Here is a 20,303-nt window from a genome sequence, read left to right on the forward strand (position 1 = left end):
TGACAACGACCGGCACGGTGACCAACACGGTGGTGGACGACCTCGACGCCACGACGGTTAGTTTGACTGGTAGTGCATCGGTAACTGAAGGCGGTACAGCTTCCTATACCGTTAGCCTGACTAGTCCAGCCCAAAACACCGCGGTCACGGTTAACCTTACTTACAGCGGTACCGCTGTCAATGGGACTGACTTTACGGGGGTGGCAACGGTCACGATCCCGGTGGGCAGCAGCTCGGTTAACTTCAATATTGCGACTATTGACGACTTCGTGGCAGAAGGAACGGAGAACTTTACCGTCAGTTTGGGCGCCATTTCTGGCGGAAATTTTGAAGCTATTGCGATAAACGGGGCGGCCAGTAATGTAACGACTACCCTCCTGAACAACAACCATGGTCCTGTAGCCGTAGCCGACACCGGCACGGCAGTCGAAGCCGGCACGGCCGCGGGCAGCAACGCCACGGGCAACGTCCTCACGAACGACACGGACGTGGACACCGGCGACACCAAGACGGTGTCGGCGATCACGGGTGGCACGGTGGGCAGCGCCCTGGTGGGCACCTACGGCAGCATCACGCTCAACGCCGACGGCACGTACACCTACATCGTGAACAACGCCAACGCCACGGTCAACGCACTGAGGACCAGCGCCAACACCCTGACGGACACCTTCACCTACACGATGAGGGACACGGCCGGTGCCACGAGCACGGCCAACCTGGTGATCACCATCCAGGGCGCCAACGACGGCCCGGTAGCTGTGGCCGACACGGGTACGGCAGTCGAGGCCGGCACGGCGGCGGGCAGCAACACCACGGGCAACGTCTTGAGCAACGACACTGACGTGGACACGGGCGATACCAAGACTGTGAGTGCGGTGGCGGGCGTGGCCGGCAACGTGGGCAGCGCCCTGGTGGGAACCTACGGCACCTTGACCTTGAACGCCGACGGCAGCTACAGCTACGCCGTGAACAACGCCAACGCCACGGTCAACGCCTTGAGGACGGCGAGCGACACCCTGACGGACACCTTCACCTACACGATGAGGGACACGGCCGGTGCCACGAGCACGGCCAACCTGGTGATCACCATCCAGGGCAGCAACGACGGCCCGGTGGCCGTGGCCGACACGGGTACGGCAGTCGAAGCCGGCACGGCCGCGGGAAGCAACGCCACGGGCAACGTCCTGACGAACGATACCGATGTGGACGCGGGCGACACCAAGACGGTGTCGGCGATCACGGGCGGCACGGTGGGCAGCGCCCTGGTGGGAACTTACGGCAGCATCACGCTCAACGCCGATGGCACGTACACCTACGTCGTCAACAACGCCAATGCAGCGGTCAACGCACTGAGGACAAGCGCCAACACCCTGACGGACACGTTCACGTACACGATGGTGGACGCTGCAGGCGCGACCAGCACGGCGAACCTGGTGATCACCATCCAGGGCAGCAACGACGGCCCGGTGGCCGTGGCAGATGTGGGCACGGCAGTCGAGGCCGGCACGGCGGCGGGCAGCAACGCGACAGGCAACGTCCTGACGAACGATACCGATGTGGATGCGGGCGACACCAAGACGGTGTCGGCGATCACGGGCGGCACGGTGGGTAGCGCCCTGGTGGGCACCTACGGCAGCATCACGCTCAACGCCGACGGCACATACACCTACGTGGTGAACAACACCAACGCCACGGTCAACGCACTGAGGACCAGCGCCAACACCCTGACGGACACCTTCACCTACACGATGAGGGACACGGCCGGTGCCACGAGCACGGCCAACCTGGTGATCACCATCCAGGGCGCCAACGACGCGCCGGTGGCGGCCGGCGCGATTGCCGGCACGGTGACGGACACGGCGGCAAGCGACAGCTTCACCAGCCTGACGGGCAGCTTCAGCGCCACCGATGTGGACACGGGTGACAGCAAGACCTGGAGCGTAGGAGGCGGTGCGGTGCAGGTCGGCACCTACGGAACCCTGACGATCAACGCATCAACAGGCGGCTACACCTACGTGGTCAACGCGGCGGCGGTCAACGCCCTGCCGGCGGGCAGCACGCCGACGGACGTGTTCACGGCGACGGTGACGGATACGGCCGGGGCAAGCGCGACGCAAACCCTGACCGTGACGGTCAACGGCGCCAACGATCGCCCCATCGGTACGGTGAGTGGTGGAACGACGATCTTTACCGAAGGCAACAACGTCGTTTCCACCCCGGTCGCGATCGACAGTGGCATCACGGTCAGCGATGTGGACAACACCAACCTGACGGGTGCGACAGTCTCCATTGGAAGTGGCTTTGCCACCGGCCAGGACGTACTGGGCTTCACCACCATGGGAAGCATCACGGGCAGCTACAACGCGACAACCGGCGTGTTGACTCTCAGTGGTACCGCGACAGTTGCGCAATACCAGGCCGCCCTGCGCAGTGTGACTTACACCAATACCAGCGACACCCCGTCCACGGCAGCCAGGACGATCAACTACGTTGTCAACGACGGGCAGGCGCTGAACAACCTGAGCACTGTCGCCAGCAAAACGGTCAGTGTCGTCGCAGTCAATGACGCGCCGATCAACACAGTGCCCGCAGGGCAGACCATGGCCGAGGACGCCAGCAAGGTATTCAGCACGGCCAACGGCAACGCCATCACGGTGTCCGACGTGGACAGCGGTACCCTGACGACGACAGTCAGCGTGACCAACGGGACCTTGACGGCGCTTGCCTTTGCAGGGGCCACCATCACCAGCAATGGCAGCGGTAGCGTGACCATCAGCGGAACAGCGGCGGCGATCAACGGGGCCCTGAATGGCCTGAGCTATACCAGCACAGCCGACTACCATGGTGCCGCGACCTTGACGGTGCTGACCAGCGACGGGACATCGACCGACAGCGATACGATTGCTCTCACGGTGACACCTGTGGTCGATATCACAGCGGATACGGCGACAACGCTCGAAGACACCGCGGTGACGATCAATGTACTGGGCAACGATACGTTCGAGAATGCCGGAAGAACCATCACGGCCGTCAACGGGAGCGCGATCACTGACGGCGGTGCTTCTGTCGCGGTGACCAATGGCAGCGTAGCCCTGGTTGGTGGCCAACTGGTGTTCACGCCGACGGCCAACTTCAATGGCGTGGTACCGGCGTTCACGTACACGGTGACCTCCGGTGGCGCTACCGAGACTGCGAATGTGAATGTGACAGTCACACCGGTCAATGACGCGCCTACCCTGACCGTTTCGGCGGTCAGTCCAAACTTCACGGAAGGCTCCGGCCTGACTCAGGCTGCGCCTGTTTCAGTGTTCAGCGGCGCGACGGTGAGTGCCGTGGAAGCCGGTCAAAACATCACCGGGCTGACCTTCACCGTCGGCGGCTTGCTCGATGGCGCCAACGAATCCATTGTTGTGGACGGCAGAACCATTACTCTGGCTGCCAGCAGTTCGGGAACCACGGTGACCAACGGGCTGGGTTATATCGTCACTGTCGGTGGAGGTGTCGCGACAGTGGTGCTGGTCGGCGGCTCGATGTCGACCGCCGCCGCGCAGACCCTGGTCAACGGCATTTCCTACCAGAACACCAATGTGAACCAGCCCACTGCCGGAAACCGCACATTCACCCTGACCCAGATCAAGGACAGCGGTGGCACCACCGACGGGGGCGTGGATACCACAGCGTTGTCCGTTTCCTCTGTTGTCAACGTGGTGCCTCTCAACGACGCCCCCACCCTGACGGCGACGGCGCGCAACCTGACGGTCACCGAGACGGCTACGGCGGGTGACCAGGCGCCGGCGGCCCTGGTATTCAGTGGCGCAGCGGTAAGCACCATTGAAAGTGGGCAGAGCATCACCAGCCTGACCTTCACGGTCAGCGGCTTGCAGGACGGCGCCAATGAAACCATCGTGGTTGACGGCCGCACTATCAATTTGGGAGCTAGTGTCGCAGGCTGGACAACGACTAACGGCCTGATCTTCACTTCAACGGTGAGTGGGGGTACCGCGACAGTGACCTTGAGCGGCGCTTCCCTGAGCGCGGCACAGACGCAGACGCTGGTCAACGGCATCACCTACCAGAACACAAGTGTGGACAACCCGACCGCTGGTGTGCGGACATTCACCCTGACCCAGATTCAGGACAGTGGCGGCACCTTGAATGGCGGTGTGGATACCTCTGCGCCGGCTGCGGCATCGACGGTTACGGTTGTGGCAACCAACGATGCGCCGACCCTGGATCTGGATGCCAGCGCCGCAGGGACCGGATACTCCACCACTTTCATTTACGCCGGCGGTGAAGCTGCCGTGAAAATTGTTGACTCCGATGTGCTCATCGCTGACGTCGATAGCCAGAACATTGCCAGCGTAACGATTGATATCAGCACCAACTTCAATGACAGGGGAACAGATTCCCTCGCGTTCAATAATATCAATCCCGCCAAATTCACCAGCACCTACAACGCGACGACAGGCACACTGGTCATCAGCACCATTGGCGGTCAGACAGCCACCCTGGCGGAATACCAGGCAGCACTGCGGGAGGTGACCTTCGACAACGTGGGTGCAGGTCGCGCACGTACGCGGAGCATCGATATCACCGTGACGGATGCAGAAGGCAATACCAGCAACACAGCGACGACAGCCGTTGTTTTTTCAACAACGCTCAACCCGAGCGTGCTGGCCGCTGCGGCGACGGGTGATGAAGATGCGGCATCCATTCCCATCATCTTGAATGGCCTGGACGATACGTCGATCATGCGTTTCGAGCTGACCAGTTCCCTTGCAAACGGCACGTTGAACGGTACGCTGTATACCGACGCAAGCTTGAGCACGCCGGCGGTTCAGAATACCTGGTACCCAGCGACAGGTAACAGTCTGACACTCTATTTTGTGCCGAATGCCAACTACGACGGCAACGCGACTTTCAGCTTTAGAGCCGATGATGCCAATACTGGTACCTCTTACTCTGGCACCGCCACCGCTACGATCACGGTCAACCCAGTGAACGACGCGCCGGTACTGGCCAACACCGTGCTCACCCTGGGCGCAGTCAATCAGAATGCAGCGGCTCCGACCGGCGCCGTGGGCAGCCTGGTTTCGACGTTGGTAGGTGGCGTGACCGACGTGGATTCGGGCGCTGTCCAAGGTATCGCCATCACCGGCACCAACGCCACCAATGGCACTTGGTACTTCACGACCGACGGTGGCACGACCTGGCGAGCCATGGGTTCCGTGAGTGACACGAGTGCGCTGTTGCTGGCTTCCAACGGCAACACACGGGTGTATTTCCAGCCTGCGCCGGGTTTCTCGGGCACGGTTGCCGATGGCCTCACCATCCGGGCCTGGGACACCACCTCCGGCGAAGCCGCCACCAAGGTGAATACCAGCAGCAACGGCGGAACCACTGCTTTTTCCAGCGCGACAGACACGGTGTCCATCAGCGCCATCGATATCAACGATGCACCGACCCTGACTGCGACGGCCTTGAGCCCGACTTTCACTGAAGGGGTAGGCGCTGTTCAGTCCGCGGCAGTGGCTGTGTTCAGCAGTGCGGCCGCCAGCACCATTGAAGCGGGGCAAAACATCACGGGCCTGACATTCCAGATAACCGGCCTGGTTGATGGCGCCAGTGAGTCGATTGTTGTCGACGGCAGAACCATCACGCTGGGTGCCAACAGCTCGGGTACCACCGTCACCAATGGCCTGGGTTATTCGGTGACGGTGACAGGCAGCGTCGCCACCGTGGTTCTGACGGGTGGAACGCTGACAGCAGCGGCCACACAGACGCTGGTCAATGGCATCACTTACCAGAATACCAATGTCAATGACCCGGGTGCTGGCGACCGGACATTCACGCTCACGCAAATCAAGGACAGCGGCGGGACGGCCAGCGGTGGCGTGGACACCTCGACCCTGTCGATATCCTCGACCGTCAAGGTGGTTTCGGTCAATGACATCGCGCCAACGCTGGATCTCGACGGAAGCACGGGCGGCACCGGTTATGTCACTTCGTACACCGAAAACGGTGCGGGGGTGCCAGTGTCGGCGGCCAGCCAGGTGCTGGCTGACGACAATACGAGCCTTTCGGGCGCGGTCATCACGCTGACCAACTGGCAGGCCGGTGACAGCCTCTCGATTGGTGCAATTGCGGCCGGGATCACCTACACGTTCTCCGGCCCGAACAACAACATCCTGACCCTGTTCGGGTCGGCGCCTGTCGCCAGTTATGCAGCGGCCTTGCGGGCCATCACTTACGCCAATTCATCGGAAAATCCGAACACGACACCTCGCAGCATCACGGTTTCGGTGAGTGACGGAACCTTCAGCAGCGCTGTGGCGACGACGACGGTGAATGTGGTGTCCGTCAACGATGCGCCGGTCCTTGACCTGGACGCCAGTGCCGCCGGCACCGGCTTTTCGACCTACTTCATCCGGAGTACCGGTCCCGCGCCCACACCGGTCAAGATCACCGATACCGATGTCCTGATCACCGATGTGGACAATGCCAACCTGACAGGCGCCACCCTCACGCTGACCAACTGGTTCACCGGTGATGTGCTGTCAACAGCCGGCATTCCAGGGGGTCTTGGCATCACTGCCGTCATCAGCGGCGCGAACAGCAACATCGTGACTCTGTCGGGCGCGTCGAGTCTGGCGAACTACCAGACCGCACTCAACGCCATCACCTTTACCAATGCCAATACGACGGCCAGCCTGACGGCACGCAACTTCACCGTCAGCGTGACGGATGGCGCATTGACAAGCAATATTGCGAACACGACGATCAACATGGCGACCTCGGGCAATCCCATTGCGAGCGTCGCCAGCGCGACGGGCAATGAGGACGCGGCCGCCGGGATCGCCGTGGCGCTGACTGCGGTCGACCCCAACGGCACGGTGGCCAGCTTCACACTGAGCAGCACACCGTCAAACGGGGTTCTTTACACCGATCCGGCGATGACCATGGCGGTATCGACGGGGGTGGCTTATACCGCCAGTTCGGGCGGCTTGACGCTTTATTTTAAACCGACGGCCAATTGGTCTGGCAGCACCAACTTCAACTTCTTTGCGACCGACAATTCGAGCGCGACCAGCACCAGTACCGTGGCCACCATCAATGTCACTGCCGTTGCCGACGCGCCCAACCTGAGCGTGGTCAACGCGTTCACAGAGGTATTCAACACCACCTGGGAGTCCGTCGGACCGCTGGTGGGTTCTGCAGATGACACCAACAATGCCACCCATGCCATGGGAACGGCGCCGATTGAAGGCTGGTCGCTGGTCACCACGCTGACCGGAGATACGGCGGGCGCGTCTGCCGGACGCCAGGTGAACCAGTTCTATTTCAATGCCGATGGTGATGCACTCACGACCTCTGGCGGTACGCCCTACATCGCGAGTGGCATGCTGGGCAGCGCCACCGGTGGTGACTCGCAGAAAGTGTTCCTGCATCTGGACAATGCCGCCAATGGTGTGTCGGCCCTCAACCCGAACTACCAGACACTGGGCATCACACGAACCATCAACGTCACCAACACCGCGAACGTCTACCAGCTGAGCATGAACTATGCGCCGGATGCGGCGCCTGTTGCGGGCACCGGCTTCCAGGTGGTGCTGGACGCGGGGACGGCCGGTGAAGTGGTTTACACCTACGCCGCTGGCGCCGTCAACTCGGCACTGCAGTGGGAGGCCGTCCGCGCGGGATTCAACTTCTCGACAACCGGCAATCACACGATCACCATCCGCACCAATTCGGCCGAAAGCGGGGAGGGCGTGGGGGCCTACTTTGACGACATCCGCCTGGTGCAGGCCCAGGGCGCGATGCAGGACAATGCGACCAACCTGAACTCGGTGACGGGAACGACCACACAGATATCACTGGCCGGCAAGATCACGACCAGCCTGGTGGATGCCGATGGCTCGGAAACCCTGTCGCTGCGCATTTCCAACATGCCGGGTGGTTCGCGCATCGTCTCAGGCGGCATCACCTACAACCCGGTTAGCGGTTCCGTCACCATTCCGACAGCAGCACTTGCCGCCGCCTACCTGGTGTTCCCGGAAGACTATTCCGGCCGGGTCGATTTGGGGGTGACAGCGACAGGCACGGAAGGCTCCAACAATGCCACCGCGAGTTCGTCGCAAACACTGACCTTCCATATCTTCACAGGTGGCCTCTCGGCGAGCCCGCCGCCCTCGCTTGCGGTGGTCAGCAACACGACGATTGTCGAAGGGGACTACGCTGTGTTCGACATCCGGCTCGGCGCGCAAACGGGCAACGATGTCACCGTGACCTTGACCACCGGAAATGGGACTGCCACCGCCGCTGACTATGGTCCCGGTCTGGAGTATTCTGTCAATGGTGGTACCTCCTGGACCGCTTATTCGGGCAGCCTGGTGATTGCCGCCGGCAAGACCAGTGTGCTGGTGCGAACGTCCACCACGGTCGATGGAATTATTGAGAGCTCGGAAACCTTCACGCTGACAGCCAACCTGTCAACTGGCCCGATCTCCAACTCCGTCGCAGTGGGCACGGCGACCATTCTGGATCTGGACAGCGCGCCTATCCTGTCTGTCCGTCCTGTCGGGCAGTGGACCTTTGACGAGGCTTTTGGTGTGCCGGCGGTCAATGAACTCAGAAACATCAAGGGCACGCTGTCGGACGCCAACACCACCAACGGCACAGCGCTGCCGACCTGGGTCACCGGTCACGCAGGCACTTCTGGAACCGCCTTGAAGTTCGACGGCAAGGGCGCTTCTTTGGCAGTAGATCCGGTTGAATTGACCCCCATCACGGGTTCAGCCACGGTATCGTTCTGGATCAAAACCACGCAAAACGCGACCACCGACGCAGCGCAATTTGGCGGAACGGATATCGGATGGAACCGCCCCAGTGTGATTGGTTCCGAGCAAAACGGTGCCGTCAATGATGCGCAATGGGGTTGGATTGACAACAATGGCCGCATCGGTTTGAACGTAGGCGACACCACTGGCGCCAAAAGTACAACGGTGATCTCCGATGACTCCTGGCATTTTGTCGCGATGACCCGGAATTCCGTCACCGGCCAGACCCAGATATGGGTAGATGGTGTGCTGGAGGGTAGCGTGACGGCGGGCGGGCTGTCTGGCGCGATTACCAATGTGTTCGGTATTGGCTTTACCAATGGGGTAAACGCCGATTTTTCGCGCCGGATCGACAACGATAAATACCTCAATGCAACCGTTGACGATCTGCGCATTTACGACACCGTGCTGACCACTGAGCAGGTGCGCTCGATCCTGATGGTGGAGACAAACCACCATGATGTGGCCATTGCCAACGACGGTGGCAGTTTCAAACTCGATGTGACGGCCAGGGCGTTTGACACGCTTACCGTCAATGGCCTGCTGACCGGCTGGACCATCAGTGATGGCGCAGGGCACAGCGCCACGGTCACCACCGGGACGACGCAGGTGATTGATCTTTCCACCTGGGATCTGTCAACGCGGCTGACCGTCAGCGGCGTCGGCACGGCCCAGTCGGCGCTGATTGAAGTCAGTGCAGCCCGCGGTGTGCATACGGTGGACCAGATGATCAGTCTCGTGTCTGCCACCAATGCGTATGAGGGCACGGCTGCGAACAACACGCCGACGCTGACGGCTTCTTCGGACTTCGTGTACGGCGGTGATGGCAATGACACGCTCAACGGCGGCGTGGGTGATGATCGGCTGGTGGGGGGTACCGGCAACGACATCATCAACGGTGGCGACGGACGCGATCTGATCATCGGCGGCCAGGGCGCCGATACCCTGACCGGCGGCTTGGGCGCCGACATCTTCCGCTGGGAGCTCAATGACGGCGGAACGGCGGGAGCGCCCGTGACCGATACGATTACCGACTTCAGCCTGGCCAGCCGGTCGGCAGGCGGGGACGTGCTCGATCTGCGAGATCTTCTGGTCGGAGAAACCGCCGGGACCCTGCTCGGGCAGGACAATCTGGCGAATTTCCTGCACTTCGAAAAGTCGGGTGCGGACACGATTGTCCACATCAGCAGCACAGGCGGCTTCGCCAGCGATCCACACGCCGTGGGCGCGCCCTCGGCTGCCGTGTTGGGTGCCGTCGATCAGAGAATTGTGCTGTCCGGTGTCGACATGATTGGCGTGTACACCACCGACCAGCAGGTGATTCAGGACTTGCTGAGCAGAGGAAAACTCAATACAGACTGACGCGTCTGGTCGTTGACAAAAAGAAGCCGCCGGATCAGAAAGATCCGGCGGCTTCTTTTCAGGGCGGTGAGTTGGTGGTTGTCAGGCAGGCTCTTTGACAGCGGGCCCGGATACCCCGTCGAAGCCCGCCCCTTCCAGGGCCGCCAGTTCCGCGCGGTCGATCACGCCGGCGGCATAAACCTGCATGCCCATTTTGTGGGCCACGTTTGCCACGCTCTTGAGGAAAAGCTGGTTGTCCGTGCTGTGTTGCAGGCCCCGGACGAAGCTGGCGTCGACCCTCAGGAAATCGAGCCCAAGATCGTGCAACGCGTCGACCTGGCTGAAATGCCGGCCAAATTGGCCCAGTCCCACCCGGCTGCCGGTTTTTCTGATGTTGGCGACGAATTCGCGAAAACTTTCGAGCTGCTGGACGGCCGCAGCTTCCGGCACCTCCAGCCACAGGCGGCGGGCCGCCTCCTGGTTGACCCTGAGCAGGTCCAGCAAATGCGAGCGAAAGTCTTCTTCGCTGACAGAGAGTGCCGACAGGCTGACCGCCAGGCCGGCCAGGCCCGGCTCGTTGCCCAGTTTGCCAAGCGCCAGCCGGATGGCCGACAGATCCATCAGCGGCATCAGTTGAAAAGCCTCGCTTACTTGCCGGAAGTGCCGGGTGGGCTGCCAGGCTTGTGCGTCATTCAGCATCAGTTCCGTGCTGCAGCCCCGGTGGACAAGATGTCCCTTCAGGTCAAGGACGGGGAAGGAAAGCTGCCGGACCCGGCCGTTGGCAAGGGCCTGCCTGATCAGGGCTGCTGTTTTTTGCTCATCTTCGGGGGTGGTTTCTCCGCCAGCCTCGCGGAGGGCGTTGTCGCCTGTGGCCTCGGCCGCCACCATGGCGCCCGAGACCTGAGCCATCAAACCCGCCATGTCCTGTCCGTGCTGCAACTTGCCCATGCCGATGTAGGCAGCGGGCCCACTTCCGGTCAGGGGTGCGCTCGCCTCCACCAGCGCCGCCAGCAGCTTGCTGGCCACCTCGTGCGCACCGGTCGGGCCTGGCACCAGCAGCGCAAAATCGGATTCACCGATGCGTGCCGCCACGGCGTGGGCCTGCGCGGCGTGCTGGTCAAGCACCGCAGCGAAGGCTTTCAGGAGTGCATTGACAGCCGGCGTCCCCAGGCGCTGGTGATGCCGGGAATAATTGGCCAGACGCACCAGCAGCAGCGTGCCGCCCGTCGTATCTTCGGTGTCGAGCGAGTCCAGCAACTGGGTCAGAAAGAAGGTCCGGTTGGCCAGGCCCGTGAGCGGGTCGTAATTGGCGCTGATGCGAAGAACCTCCAGGCGTTGCGCTTCTTCGGCAAACATGGTCTTGAGGCGGGTGACCGTGCTGTTCATGGCCAGGGCAAGTTGTCTGAGTTCTGGCACTTCCGGCACATCAATCAGCACAAAGCGGCGTTCGCTGATGTCGCTGGCTTGCTTGATGACCCGCTGCAGCGGTTCGTGAAGGCGCCGCAGGATCATGGCCCCCAGGAAACCGCTGAGCAGTCCTGACAGGGCGAGGGCGACCACCAGTTGCACGACACTTTTCCACAGCGCCAGGTAGGCGAAATGGCTGTCGCTGACAAGGGTCAGTGTGCCGAGCTGGGTCCAGCCGCTGCTGATCTGCGCCTGTCCGGGGGCGGCATTCAGCGGCAGGGCCCGGACAAACCAGTCGGGTACGGTGCGTGCCGTGGCCGGCGCGACCCGCTCGACAATGGTTTTCCCTAGAGGGTCTACAACGCGTATCAGGGCATAGTGGCCGCTGTCGAACAGGGCCGAAACCGTCAGTTCCACCATGACCGCATCAGCACGCTGCTGGCTCAGCGCCAGTGCCAGCGCGGTGGCGTTGTCGGTGTTTTTGATACTGAGCTGCTCCGTCAGGTAGCTTCGGGCGTTCAGCGTGGACGCCAGCAGGCCACCCAGCAGTGCCAGCAGCGTGCTGAGAGTGATTGCAAGCCACATTTGGCGGTACATCGACATGGAAAATTCCCCTCGGAGCAGTTCTTTATAGCGGTTTCTAAATGGATTCAATCAAAACCTTCGGCGCGCGCGCGCGTGAGCAATTCCTTCCACCGGGTCAGATTGGCGGGGCCGCCAGCGCCGCGTGCGCCGGAGGCCCCTTGCCAGAGCCCCTGGCTGTTGAAGCTGAACACCGGTTGCAGATCCGGGCGGCGCGATGCAGGCAACAAGTCATCAATCAGGTTGTCGAGAATCAGGGGTTCGGCCCCTGGGGACGGGTAATAGGCCAGCACCATGTGGGCTTGGGTGATGCTGCTGTTGACGCCGCCCAGTCGGGCCTGCACATAGATCAGGCGCAATTTCTCGTCAGGAATGTTGAGCAGCAGTAGCGTGAAATACTTGGCAATGGCAAAGTCTTCGCAGTCGCCCGCGCCTTTGCCCAAGGTCTCCATCGGGGTGGCCCAATAGTCGCTTTGGCCCCAGATGGGTTGGTCATCCCCGAACCTGATCCGGCGGTTGTAAAAGTCGTTGACCCGTCTGAGTTGGGCGGGTGCCGTCTGGTCCGCGCTGCTTTGCAGGAGTTTTTGCCAGTCCAGGAACGATTCGCGGGCGGCGGGGCCAAAGCGCTGGGTCAGGACGCTTTGCATACGTTCAAAATCAACCGCGGCAACCTTCATTACCCCGAGAACGAGCAGCACGACAATCAGGGCGGCTTTGGGGAGGTGCTTCAAGTGTTTCGTTTTCACCGCAGTGGTGAAATTCGCCCGGATATTAATTGCTCTTCGGAAAATCCTGCGTTAATATGAAAATATCTATATAAAACAGTAACTAACGGTGATTTGTTAACCTGATTTCGAATGATTCTCCATCACTCAGGTTCATGGCCAGATCATTCCGCGGTCTGCACAGTGCGCGTCCTTTTGTAGCAAAGAGTAAGAAGATGCCAGAAAAGCAACCCAAAAGCTTTGCCATGCTGCCCCCGGCGGCCATTGCCTGCACGTCGGGTTCCAGCAGTGTAACGGTGAAGCTGTGGATCGCATGAACTTGCGAGCGTCCCTGCTGGCCCCATTTGTGGCCGGCACTTTTGCGCATGGCCAGCGCGTTGCTGTGCCCTGCCGCCTGAACAACACCCTGGTCGCGCTGATGCTTGCCGGTGTTGGGTTCGGCGCCCTGCCGCTTGTGTTTTCGGCTCCGGCGTTTGCCCAGGGAACAGGCAAACCGCTGACGCTCAAGGAAGCCGCACAGAATGCGGTGCTGAACAATCCCGAAGTTCTCGCGCGCTGGCACACCATCAAGGCTGCCGACGGCGAGCGTGATGCTGGCGCCGGTGCCTTGTTGCCCAAGGTCGATCTTGCAGCCGGCAGCGGTGCGGAGCGGCGCAACGCTGCGGCCACGACTGGCACCCGCTTCGACCGCAATTCGGCGTCCCTGACCATCACCCAGCTGCTTTACGACGGCTTTGCCACGCGCAACGACGTCAAGCGGCTTGATCATGCCCGTCTGGTGCGGCTGTTCGAATTTTTTGACACGTCGGAGAGTGTGGCGCTCGAAGCGGTGCGCGCCTATTACGACGTTTTGCGTTACCGGGAGCTTTTGCGCCTGGCCGAGGACAATTTTGTCCAGCACCGCTCGGTTTTCGACCAGACAGAGCGCCGTGTCAAGGCGAAGGTGGCGCGGGCCGTCGATCTGGAGCAGATCGCCGCGCGTCTGGCCATGGCCGAGTCCAACCTGCTGACCGAAACCTCCAACTTGCACGACACCACGGCGCGTTTCCAGCGCATTGTGGGCCTGATGCCAACGCGGGACATGCCGGTGCCTGCGCCGCTGATGCGGGATATTCCGGAGGATGCGTCCGGGGCCATACGCAGCGCGCAGCAGCGCAATGGTGCCTTGCGCGCCTCGGTTGAAAACGTGCGTGCTTCCAATGCCGCGCTGGCCTCACGCAGCGGCGCGTACCAGCCGCGTTTCGATCTGCGTTTGCGCCGCGAGCAGGGCGCCAACCTGAACGGTGTCACGGGCAATACCGACGCCACCGTGGCGGAAGTGGTCATGAGCTGGAACCTGTTCAACGGCTTCGGCGACCGGGCGCGGGAGCGCCAGTTTGCCGAGCAGCTCAATGTGGCCAAGGACTTGCGCGACAAGACCTGTCGCGACATCCGGCAAACGCTGCTCATCGCTTACAACGATTCGCGCAAGCTCAAGGAGCAGCTGGGCTATCTGGACCAGAACAAGGTGTCCGTCGAGAAAGCGCGCAATGCCTACCGCCAGCAATTTGACATCGGTCAGCGCACCTTGCTGGATTTGCTAGACACGGAAAACGAGCTGTTCCAGGCCAGGCGGGCGGTGGTCAACGCCGAGCAGGACCTCAACATCGCCTACGCCAGAACGCAGGCGGGTCTGGGCACCTTGCTGCCAGCCCTTGAACTGTCCAGAATCGAGACCGGCGGCTTCCCCGGGCTGGATCGGTGGAACGATGGTGAAGACGCTTCGCAGCACTGCCCGGCCGAGCCCGTCAGCGTGTATGTGGTGGACAAGGGCGCCTTGATCCAGCGGGCCGCCGATCAGGTGAGGGAGACCGCACTGTTCAACGCGCGCGAGCGCGCGGTGCAGGAGGTTTTTGCACCCACCGTGACGCCCTTGCCTCCCGCGGGCGGCCGTCTGGCGCCAGTCCCTGCGCCGGTCACACCGGCCACGCCGGTCGCGCCGCCTGCGCCTGTGGTACCGCCCGCTGATTCCGGGAGCAGCGAACTCCAGCGGACGCTGGAAAAGCAGACCGCCCTGGCCAATGCACGCGAGCGTGCCGCGCAGCAGGCCCCGGCGTCTGCGCCGGCCGCCAGGCCCGCGATGCAACCGACACCGTGGGTGGCGCCCAAACCGGCGGCCGTTGCGGAGCCCGCGCCGGCCGCGATGCCAGAGGCTGGCAGCAGCAGCGAGATCAGCAACGCCGTGGAAGGCTGGCGCGCGGCCTGGTCCAGGCGGGATGTGGATGCTTACCTTGGTTTTTATGCGCCCGCCTTCATGCCATCCAACGAGGGTGGCCGGGACGCCTGGAAAGAAAAGCGCAAGGCGTTTCTGGGGCGCGCCGTTGATATTTCTGTGGAAGTGAGTGAGCTGTCGGTCGCCACGCCCGACGCCACCCATGCAACGGCGACCTTCCGTCAGACCTACCGCTCGGCCAACTACCGTGACGTGGTGACCAAAACCCTGCAATGGGTACGGGTGGGCGACCGCTGGCTGATCGTGCGCGAGAGCTCTGTGACGCCGGTGCAGGGCATCCAGTAATTCCCGGAGCCTCCCGCCGACGGGTGGCTTTTCCGCTGAAGTGGATGCGCAGGCGCCGGTTTGCGCACGCGCAAAAAAAGGGCTCAGCCCAAATCGGTATCGGCAGCCACCCGGTCGAGCTCGTCGAACACCTTGTCAAAGTCCACTGGTTTGGTCCAGTAACCGGCAAATCCTGCCTGCTCGGCAAGGATCTTGTGCTCCGGCTGGGTGTCGGCCGAACACATGAAGGCTGGCGTTGCCCGCAGGCCCGGGATCTCCCGCATGCGCTTGAGCAGGTCAATCCCATGGGTGTCCGGCAGGCGGCCATCGAGCACCAGCACATCAGGCAACCAGTTACCGGCCACCTCAAAGCCCTGGGCACCGTTTTGGGCCATGCGGACCTCGACGTCGTCGCGCGTTCGCATCACGTCGTCGAACAGCATGAGGTTGTACATGTTGTCCTCCACATACAGCACCCGCATTTTCCGCTGCAGGCCCTGGCTGGCGGCCTTGGGCGTCTGCAGGGGGGCCGAAAGCGTGTCTGCCCGGTCGGAGCCTTGCGCAGAGGAGCTCTGTTCCCAGTAACCATCGGTGGAAACCTGGTCCAGTGCCCGGCACAAGCGCGCAGACTGGAGCAGGGCGTTTTCCACCCGTTTGCGCTCGGTGACGTCCAGGCTCATTTCGATATAGGCCAGCGGTCGGCCCTGGGCATCGGACTCCAGATAAAGCAGGGCATGCACGTCCACCAGGCCGCCATCGGGGCGGATGACGCGGTAGTCCAGTTCGATGGCCCCCGGGGTCTTGCGCAACTGGTCGCGGGCCCGGACCAGCACGTCCAGGTCGTCCGGATAGACCAGGCCCATGGCTGCTTCCAGCGTCATGGGGGTGCCCGCGGGCATGCCAAACAGCTGATAGGCGCGCGGGTTCCAGCTGAGCTGCTGGGTTTCCAGGTGGAAGACGGACTGGGCCACCCCGGTCATTTCCATCAGCTGCTGCTGCATTCTCCGCTGGGCTTCGGCCAAGCCGAATTCGGGCTCGGGCGTGATCTGCTTGAAACCGGATGTCTGATCAGCCATGAAATGCAAGCCTGGTGGGTGTGGGTCGGAGGGGGGTCATGTAGATCTCCAGAAACGTCGGCGTCGATGCGGCCAATCCGTTCCCATCTTATGCCAGAAAAGCCCTGCAACACCGTCGCCAGGCCTGCGTCCTTGCCTGCTTTGGGAGGCAGGAGCCACCCGATCAGTCCGGCAGGACAGCCGTCACTTCAATTTCAATGCGGGCCCGCTCTTCCACCAGGGCGGAGACTTCCACACAGGTCATGGCCGGAAAGTTTTTCCCCATCACCTCGCGGTACACCGCGCCCAGCTCCTTGAGCCGTGCGATGTATTCCACGCGGTCCACCACGTACCAGGTCATGCGTGCCATGTGCTCCGGCCCAGCGCCGCCGGCCTGCAGCACGGCCAGGATGTTTTGCAGGGCCTGGCGGGTCTGGGCGATGAAGTCATCGCTCTCGAACTGCTGCTGTGCATTCCAGCCGATCTGCCCGCCGACAAAAATCAGTGCGCCTCTGGCCATCACGCCGTTGGCGTAACCCCTGGGTGCCGCCCAGCCGTCCGGCTGCAATAGTTTCATCATGACTTGTCTTCCAGTGGGGTTTGCAGATAAGGCAGCATCGCTTCGCGCCATCCGTCAGGAATGCCCAAAGCCTTGCCATTGGGGATTTCGGCGCAGACGACCACCGAGTCTGCACGCAATTTAAGGGTCGGGCCCTTTTCCTGATTGCGCGAGCAGCTATGAATTTCATAGTGCATGCCGATGCTGGTGTGGCCCAGCCGGGTCAGGCTGAGCTCGATGCTGACCTCGTCGCCATAGCGGCACATGCCGAGAAACTCGGTCTTCATGTCCACGATGGGCACGCCCAGTCCGCCGGCAATCATCTCGTGCTCGGGAAAGCCGATGTGGGACAGAAAATCTTCCTGCGCTTCATGCAGCAGGTAAAAGTACTGCGGGTAGAAAACAATCCCCGCCGGGTCGCAGTGGTGAAAGCGGATCAGCTTTTGGGTGGTGAATTTCATGTCTGTCTCAGGGCTGGCGCAGCTTGAAGCGCTGGAGTTTTCCGGTCTCCGTGCGCGGCAGGCTGCTCACGAATTCGATCCGGCGCGGGTATTTGAACGGTGCCAGCATGGCTTTCACGTGGTCCTGCAGCAGCCGGGTCATTGCCTCGCCGGCCTCCTGGCCTGGCTTGAGAACGACAAAGGCCTTGACGAGCATGCCGCGTTCGTCGTCGGGCTCGCCGATCACGCCGCATTCGGCCACGGCCGGGTGCTTGAGCAGGGCGTCTTCGACTTCAGGGCCACCCACGTTGTAGCCCGAGGTGATGATCATGTCGTCGGCCCGGGACTGGAAGAAGAAGTAGCCATCGACGTCCTGCAGAAACGCGTCGCCCGGGTAATTCCAGCCGTCCTTCACATACCTTGCCTGGCGTTCGTCGTCGAGGTAGCGGCAGCCGGTGGGCCCGATGACCGCCAGCTTGCCGATGGTGCCGCGCGGGACTTCCCGGCCTTCGTCATCCACCACCTTCGCGGTGTAACCGGGCACCACTTTGCCGATGGCGCCGCGGCGCACGTCCGCCGGTGCAGCGGAAATGAAGATGTGGAACATCTCGGTCGCGCCTATGCCGTCGGTCATCTCGATGCCGGTCGCCTCCTTCCAGAGCTGGCGCGTGGCGTCGGGTAGCCCCTCGCCCGCGCTGACGCAGATGCGCAGCGTCGGTACGCCATGCTGCTTCGCGAAGGCGGCCATCTGGCGGTAGAAGGTGGGCGCGGTGTAGCAGATGGTGGCGCCCACCTCGTTGATGAGCTTGACCATGGCTTCCGGGGTGTAGGGAATGCCGGGGTAATACACCGAGGCGCCCGCCCACATCGGGAACACCAGCATGCCGCCCAGGCCGAAGGTGAAGGCCAGCGGCGGCGAGCCCATCACGATGTCTTCCGGCGTGGCCTGGAGCACATGGCGCGGCCAGGCCTCGCAGGCAGCGAGCACGTCGCGGTGCGTGTGCACGGCCGCTTTCGGCGTGCCGGTGGTGCCGGAGGTGAAGGCCATCATCGCGATGTCGTCGGCCGAGGTCCGGCAGGGCGCGAAGTAGCCGTCCTTGCCGGCGGCACGCACAGCGAGCGAACCTGGCTCGTTCAGGTTGAAGGGGACGATGGTCGTGAGCGTCGGGTCCAGGTCCCGGGCGGCCTGCAGTTCGGCCAGCAGGCTGGCATCACACAGCGCCACCGTGGCCCGGGACTTGGCGATGATCTCACCGAGTTCCTTGGCGCGCAGCAGCGGCATGGTGGCCACGGCCACCAGCCCGGCCTTGACCACACCCAGCCAGGCCAGCGCCATGCCGATGGTGTTGCCGCCGCGCAGCAACACGCGGTTGCCGGGCACCAGCCGCAGGTCTTCGGTCAGCACCTGGGCGATGTGCCTGACGCGTTCGTGGGCGTCGGCATAACTCAGGATGATCTTGTCGGAGCGCAGGAAAGGCCGGTCCGACAGGCCGCGCTTGTCAGCACGCTCGAACAGCACGTCCACCAGGTTGGCCTGCGCGGGAATCTGCAGTTCGGGCAGCTCGTAGCGCATCTGCGGCCACTGGTCCGGCGGCGGCAGGCGATCGTGCACGAAGCGGTCGGTCTGGACGGAGGGGTGGGAAGGGGTGCTCATGACTGCAACACCGCCTTGCCAATGATCAGTTGCTGGACTTCGGTCGCACCCTCGTAGATGCGCAGCGAGCGGATGTCGCGGTACAGGCTTTCGACCTTGGTGCCGACCTTCACGCCCAGGCCGCCGTGCATCTGCAGGGCCATGTCGATCACACGCTGGGCGTTTTCCGTCGCCGTCATCTTGGCCATGGCGGCCTCGGCGGTGATGCGTTTGCCGGCACCGCTGGCTTCGCTGTCGTCGCGCAGCCAGGCGGCGCGGTAAGTGAGCAGGGCGGCGGCATCGATCAGCGCCGCCATCTCGCCGATCTTGGCCTGCGTCAGCTGGAAGTCGGCCAGGGTCTGGCCGAACATCTTGCGTTCGCGCGAAAAACGCACGGCTTCAAACAACGCGCGGCGTGCCATGCCCAAGGCGGCAGCGGCGACCGAGGCGCGGAAAATGTCCAGCGTCTGCATCGCGAGCTTGAAGCCGCCGTTGAGCGCGCCGAGTTGCGCCTCGCCCGGGAGCTTGCAATGCGCAAACTTCAGCGTGGCCAGCGGGTGCGGCGCCATCACCGCGATGTGTTCGCTGCTGTCCAAGCCGGGGTTGCCGGCATCAACAATGAAGGCGGTGATGCCGCGTGTGCCGGCTTCGCGGACGGTCTTGGCGAAGGTCACGTAAAAGTCGGCGATGTCGCCGTTGCTGATCCAGGTCTTGCTGCCGTTGAGCGCCCAGCCGCCGTCAGAAGTATCTGCGCTGGTGGTCATGGCGCCCGCGTCCGAACCCGCGTCAGGTTCGCTCAACGCAAAGGCCGCGATCTTGTCGCCACGCGCCACCGCAGGCAGGTAGGCCGCCTGTTGGGCCGGTGTGCCGGCCAGCGTGATGGCGCCGCTGCCCAGGCCCTGCATCGCAAACGCAAAGTCGGCCAGCGGAGAATGAAAGGCCAGGGTTTCGCGCAGGATCACCAGCGCGCGCGAGTCGAGCTTGTCCATGGCCCCGCCGGCACTGGCGGGCACGCAGTAGCGCAGCCAGCCGGCGTCGCCGAGCAGGCGCACCCACTGCTTGCAGGCACGGCGATCGTCACTTTCGTCCACCTGCTGCGCCGGCGCCCAAGCCGCGAGCTGATCGCCCAGTGCGCGGTGTGCGTCGTCGAAAAAAGGCAATTCCAGATGTCGGGTATCGGCTTTCACA

9 protein-coding genes are annotated in these 20,303 nt (G+C 62.7%); 2 read left to right on the forward strand and 7 right to left on the reverse strand.

The genetic code is table 11. The features are described 5' to 3' along the window. The first annotated feature begins 32 nt into the window (after positions 1–32). Positions 33–10,199, forward strand: coding sequence for a VCBS domain-containing protein (locus PSV40_RS11420; RefSeq protein ID WP_300537528.1), 10,167 nt, complete (start codon positions 33–35; stop codon positions 10,197–10,199). A gap of 81 nt (positions 10,200–10,280) precedes the next feature. Here the strand turns inward: PSV40_RS11420 and PSV40_RS11425 are convergent, their stop codons facing one another. Then, on the reverse strand, positions 10,281–12,188 hold the full coding sequence (locus PSV40_RS11425) for a LapD/MoxY N-terminal periplasmic domain-containing protein (protein WP_300537530.1): 1,908 nt from the start codon (positions 12,186–12,188) through the stop codon (positions 10,281–10,283). A 47-nt stretch (positions 12,189–12,235) separates the two neighbouring features. Next, positions 12,236–12,898, reverse strand: coding sequence for a transglutaminase-like cysteine peptidase (locus PSV40_RS11430; RefSeq protein ID WP_300537531.1), 663 nt, complete (start codon positions 12,896–12,898; stop codon positions 12,236–12,238). A 307-nt stretch (positions 12,899–13,205) separates the two neighbouring features. Between PSV40_RS11430 and PSV40_RS11435 the strand changes: the two genes are divergently transcribed. Further along, positions 13,206–15,449 carry a TolC family outer membrane protein gene (locus PSV40_RS11435; RefSeq protein WP_300537533.1) on the forward strand — a complete coding sequence of 748 codons (2,244 nt, stop codon included), beginning with the start codon at positions 13,206–13,208 and terminating at the stop codon, positions 15,447–15,449. An 83-nt stretch (positions 15,450–15,532) separates the two neighbouring features. On the opposite strand, the gene PSV40_RS11440 is transcribed toward PSV40_RS11435, so the two are convergent. From PSV40_RS11440 to PSV40_RS11460, 5 genes are all read right to left on the reverse strand, one after another. Next, entirely contained in the window at positions 15,533–16,504 is a 972-nt protein-coding gene (locus PSV40_RS11440) for a response regulator (RefSeq protein ID WP_300537534.1), read from the reverse strand. A 163-nt stretch (positions 16,505–16,667) separates the two neighbouring features. Further along, a complete protein-coding gene (locus PSV40_RS11445; RefSeq protein ID WP_096668976.1) occupies positions 16,668–17,063 on the reverse strand; it encodes a RidA family protein in 396 nt (131 codons plus the stop codon). Next, positions 17,060–17,503, reverse strand: coding sequence for a thioesterase family protein (locus PSV40_RS11450; protein WP_300537536.1), 444 nt, complete (start codon positions 17,501–17,503; stop codon positions 17,060–17,062). The genes PSV40_RS11445 and PSV40_RS11450 overlap by 4 nt, the downstream gene beginning before the upstream one ends. Before the next feature lie 7 nt (positions 17,504–17,510). Beyond that, positions 17,511–19,136, reverse strand: a complete 1,626-nt coding sequence (locus tag PSV40_RS11455; protein ID WP_300537537.1) for an AMP-binding protein — start codon at positions 19,134–19,136, stop codon at positions 17,511–17,513. Then, positions 19,133–20,302, reverse strand: a complete 1,170-nt coding sequence (locus PSV40_RS11460; protein WP_300537539.1) for an acyl-CoA dehydrogenase family protein — start codon at positions 20,300–20,302, stop codon at positions 19,133–19,135. The genes PSV40_RS11455 and PSV40_RS11460 overlap by 4 nt, the downstream gene beginning before the upstream one ends. Position 20,303: the final 1 nt, after the last annotated feature.

It is taken from the genome of Polaromonas sp., from assembly GCF_029945925.1.
Taxonomy (GTDB): Bacteria; Pseudomonadota; Gammaproteobacteria; order Burkholderiales; family Burkholderiaceae_C; genus Polaromonas.

Coding starts and splice junctions, on each gene's coding strand:
- PSV40_RS11455 (WP_300537537.1), bottom strand. CDS start 19,136: ATGAGCACCCCTTCCCACCCCTCCGTCCAGACCGACCGCTTCGTGCAC.
- PSV40_RS11425 (WP_300537530.1), bottom strand. CDS start 12,188: ATGTCGATGTACCGCCAAATGTGGCTTGCAATCACTCTCAGCACGCTG.
- PSV40_RS11450 (WP_300537536.1), bottom strand. CDS start 17,503: ATGAAATTCACCACCCAAAAGCTGATCCGCTTTCACCACTGCGACCCG.
- PSV40_RS11445 (WP_096668976.1), bottom strand. CDS start 17,063: ATGATGAAACTATTGCAGCCGGACGGCTGGGCGGCACCCAGGGGTTAC.
- PSV40_RS11435 (WP_300537533.1), top strand. CDS start 13,206: ATGAACTTGCGAGCGTCCCTGCTGGCCCCATTTGTGGCCGGCACTTTT.
- PSV40_RS11440 (WP_300537534.1), bottom strand. CDS start 16,504: ATGGCTGATCAGACATCCGGTTTCAAGCAGATCACGCCCGAGCCCGAA.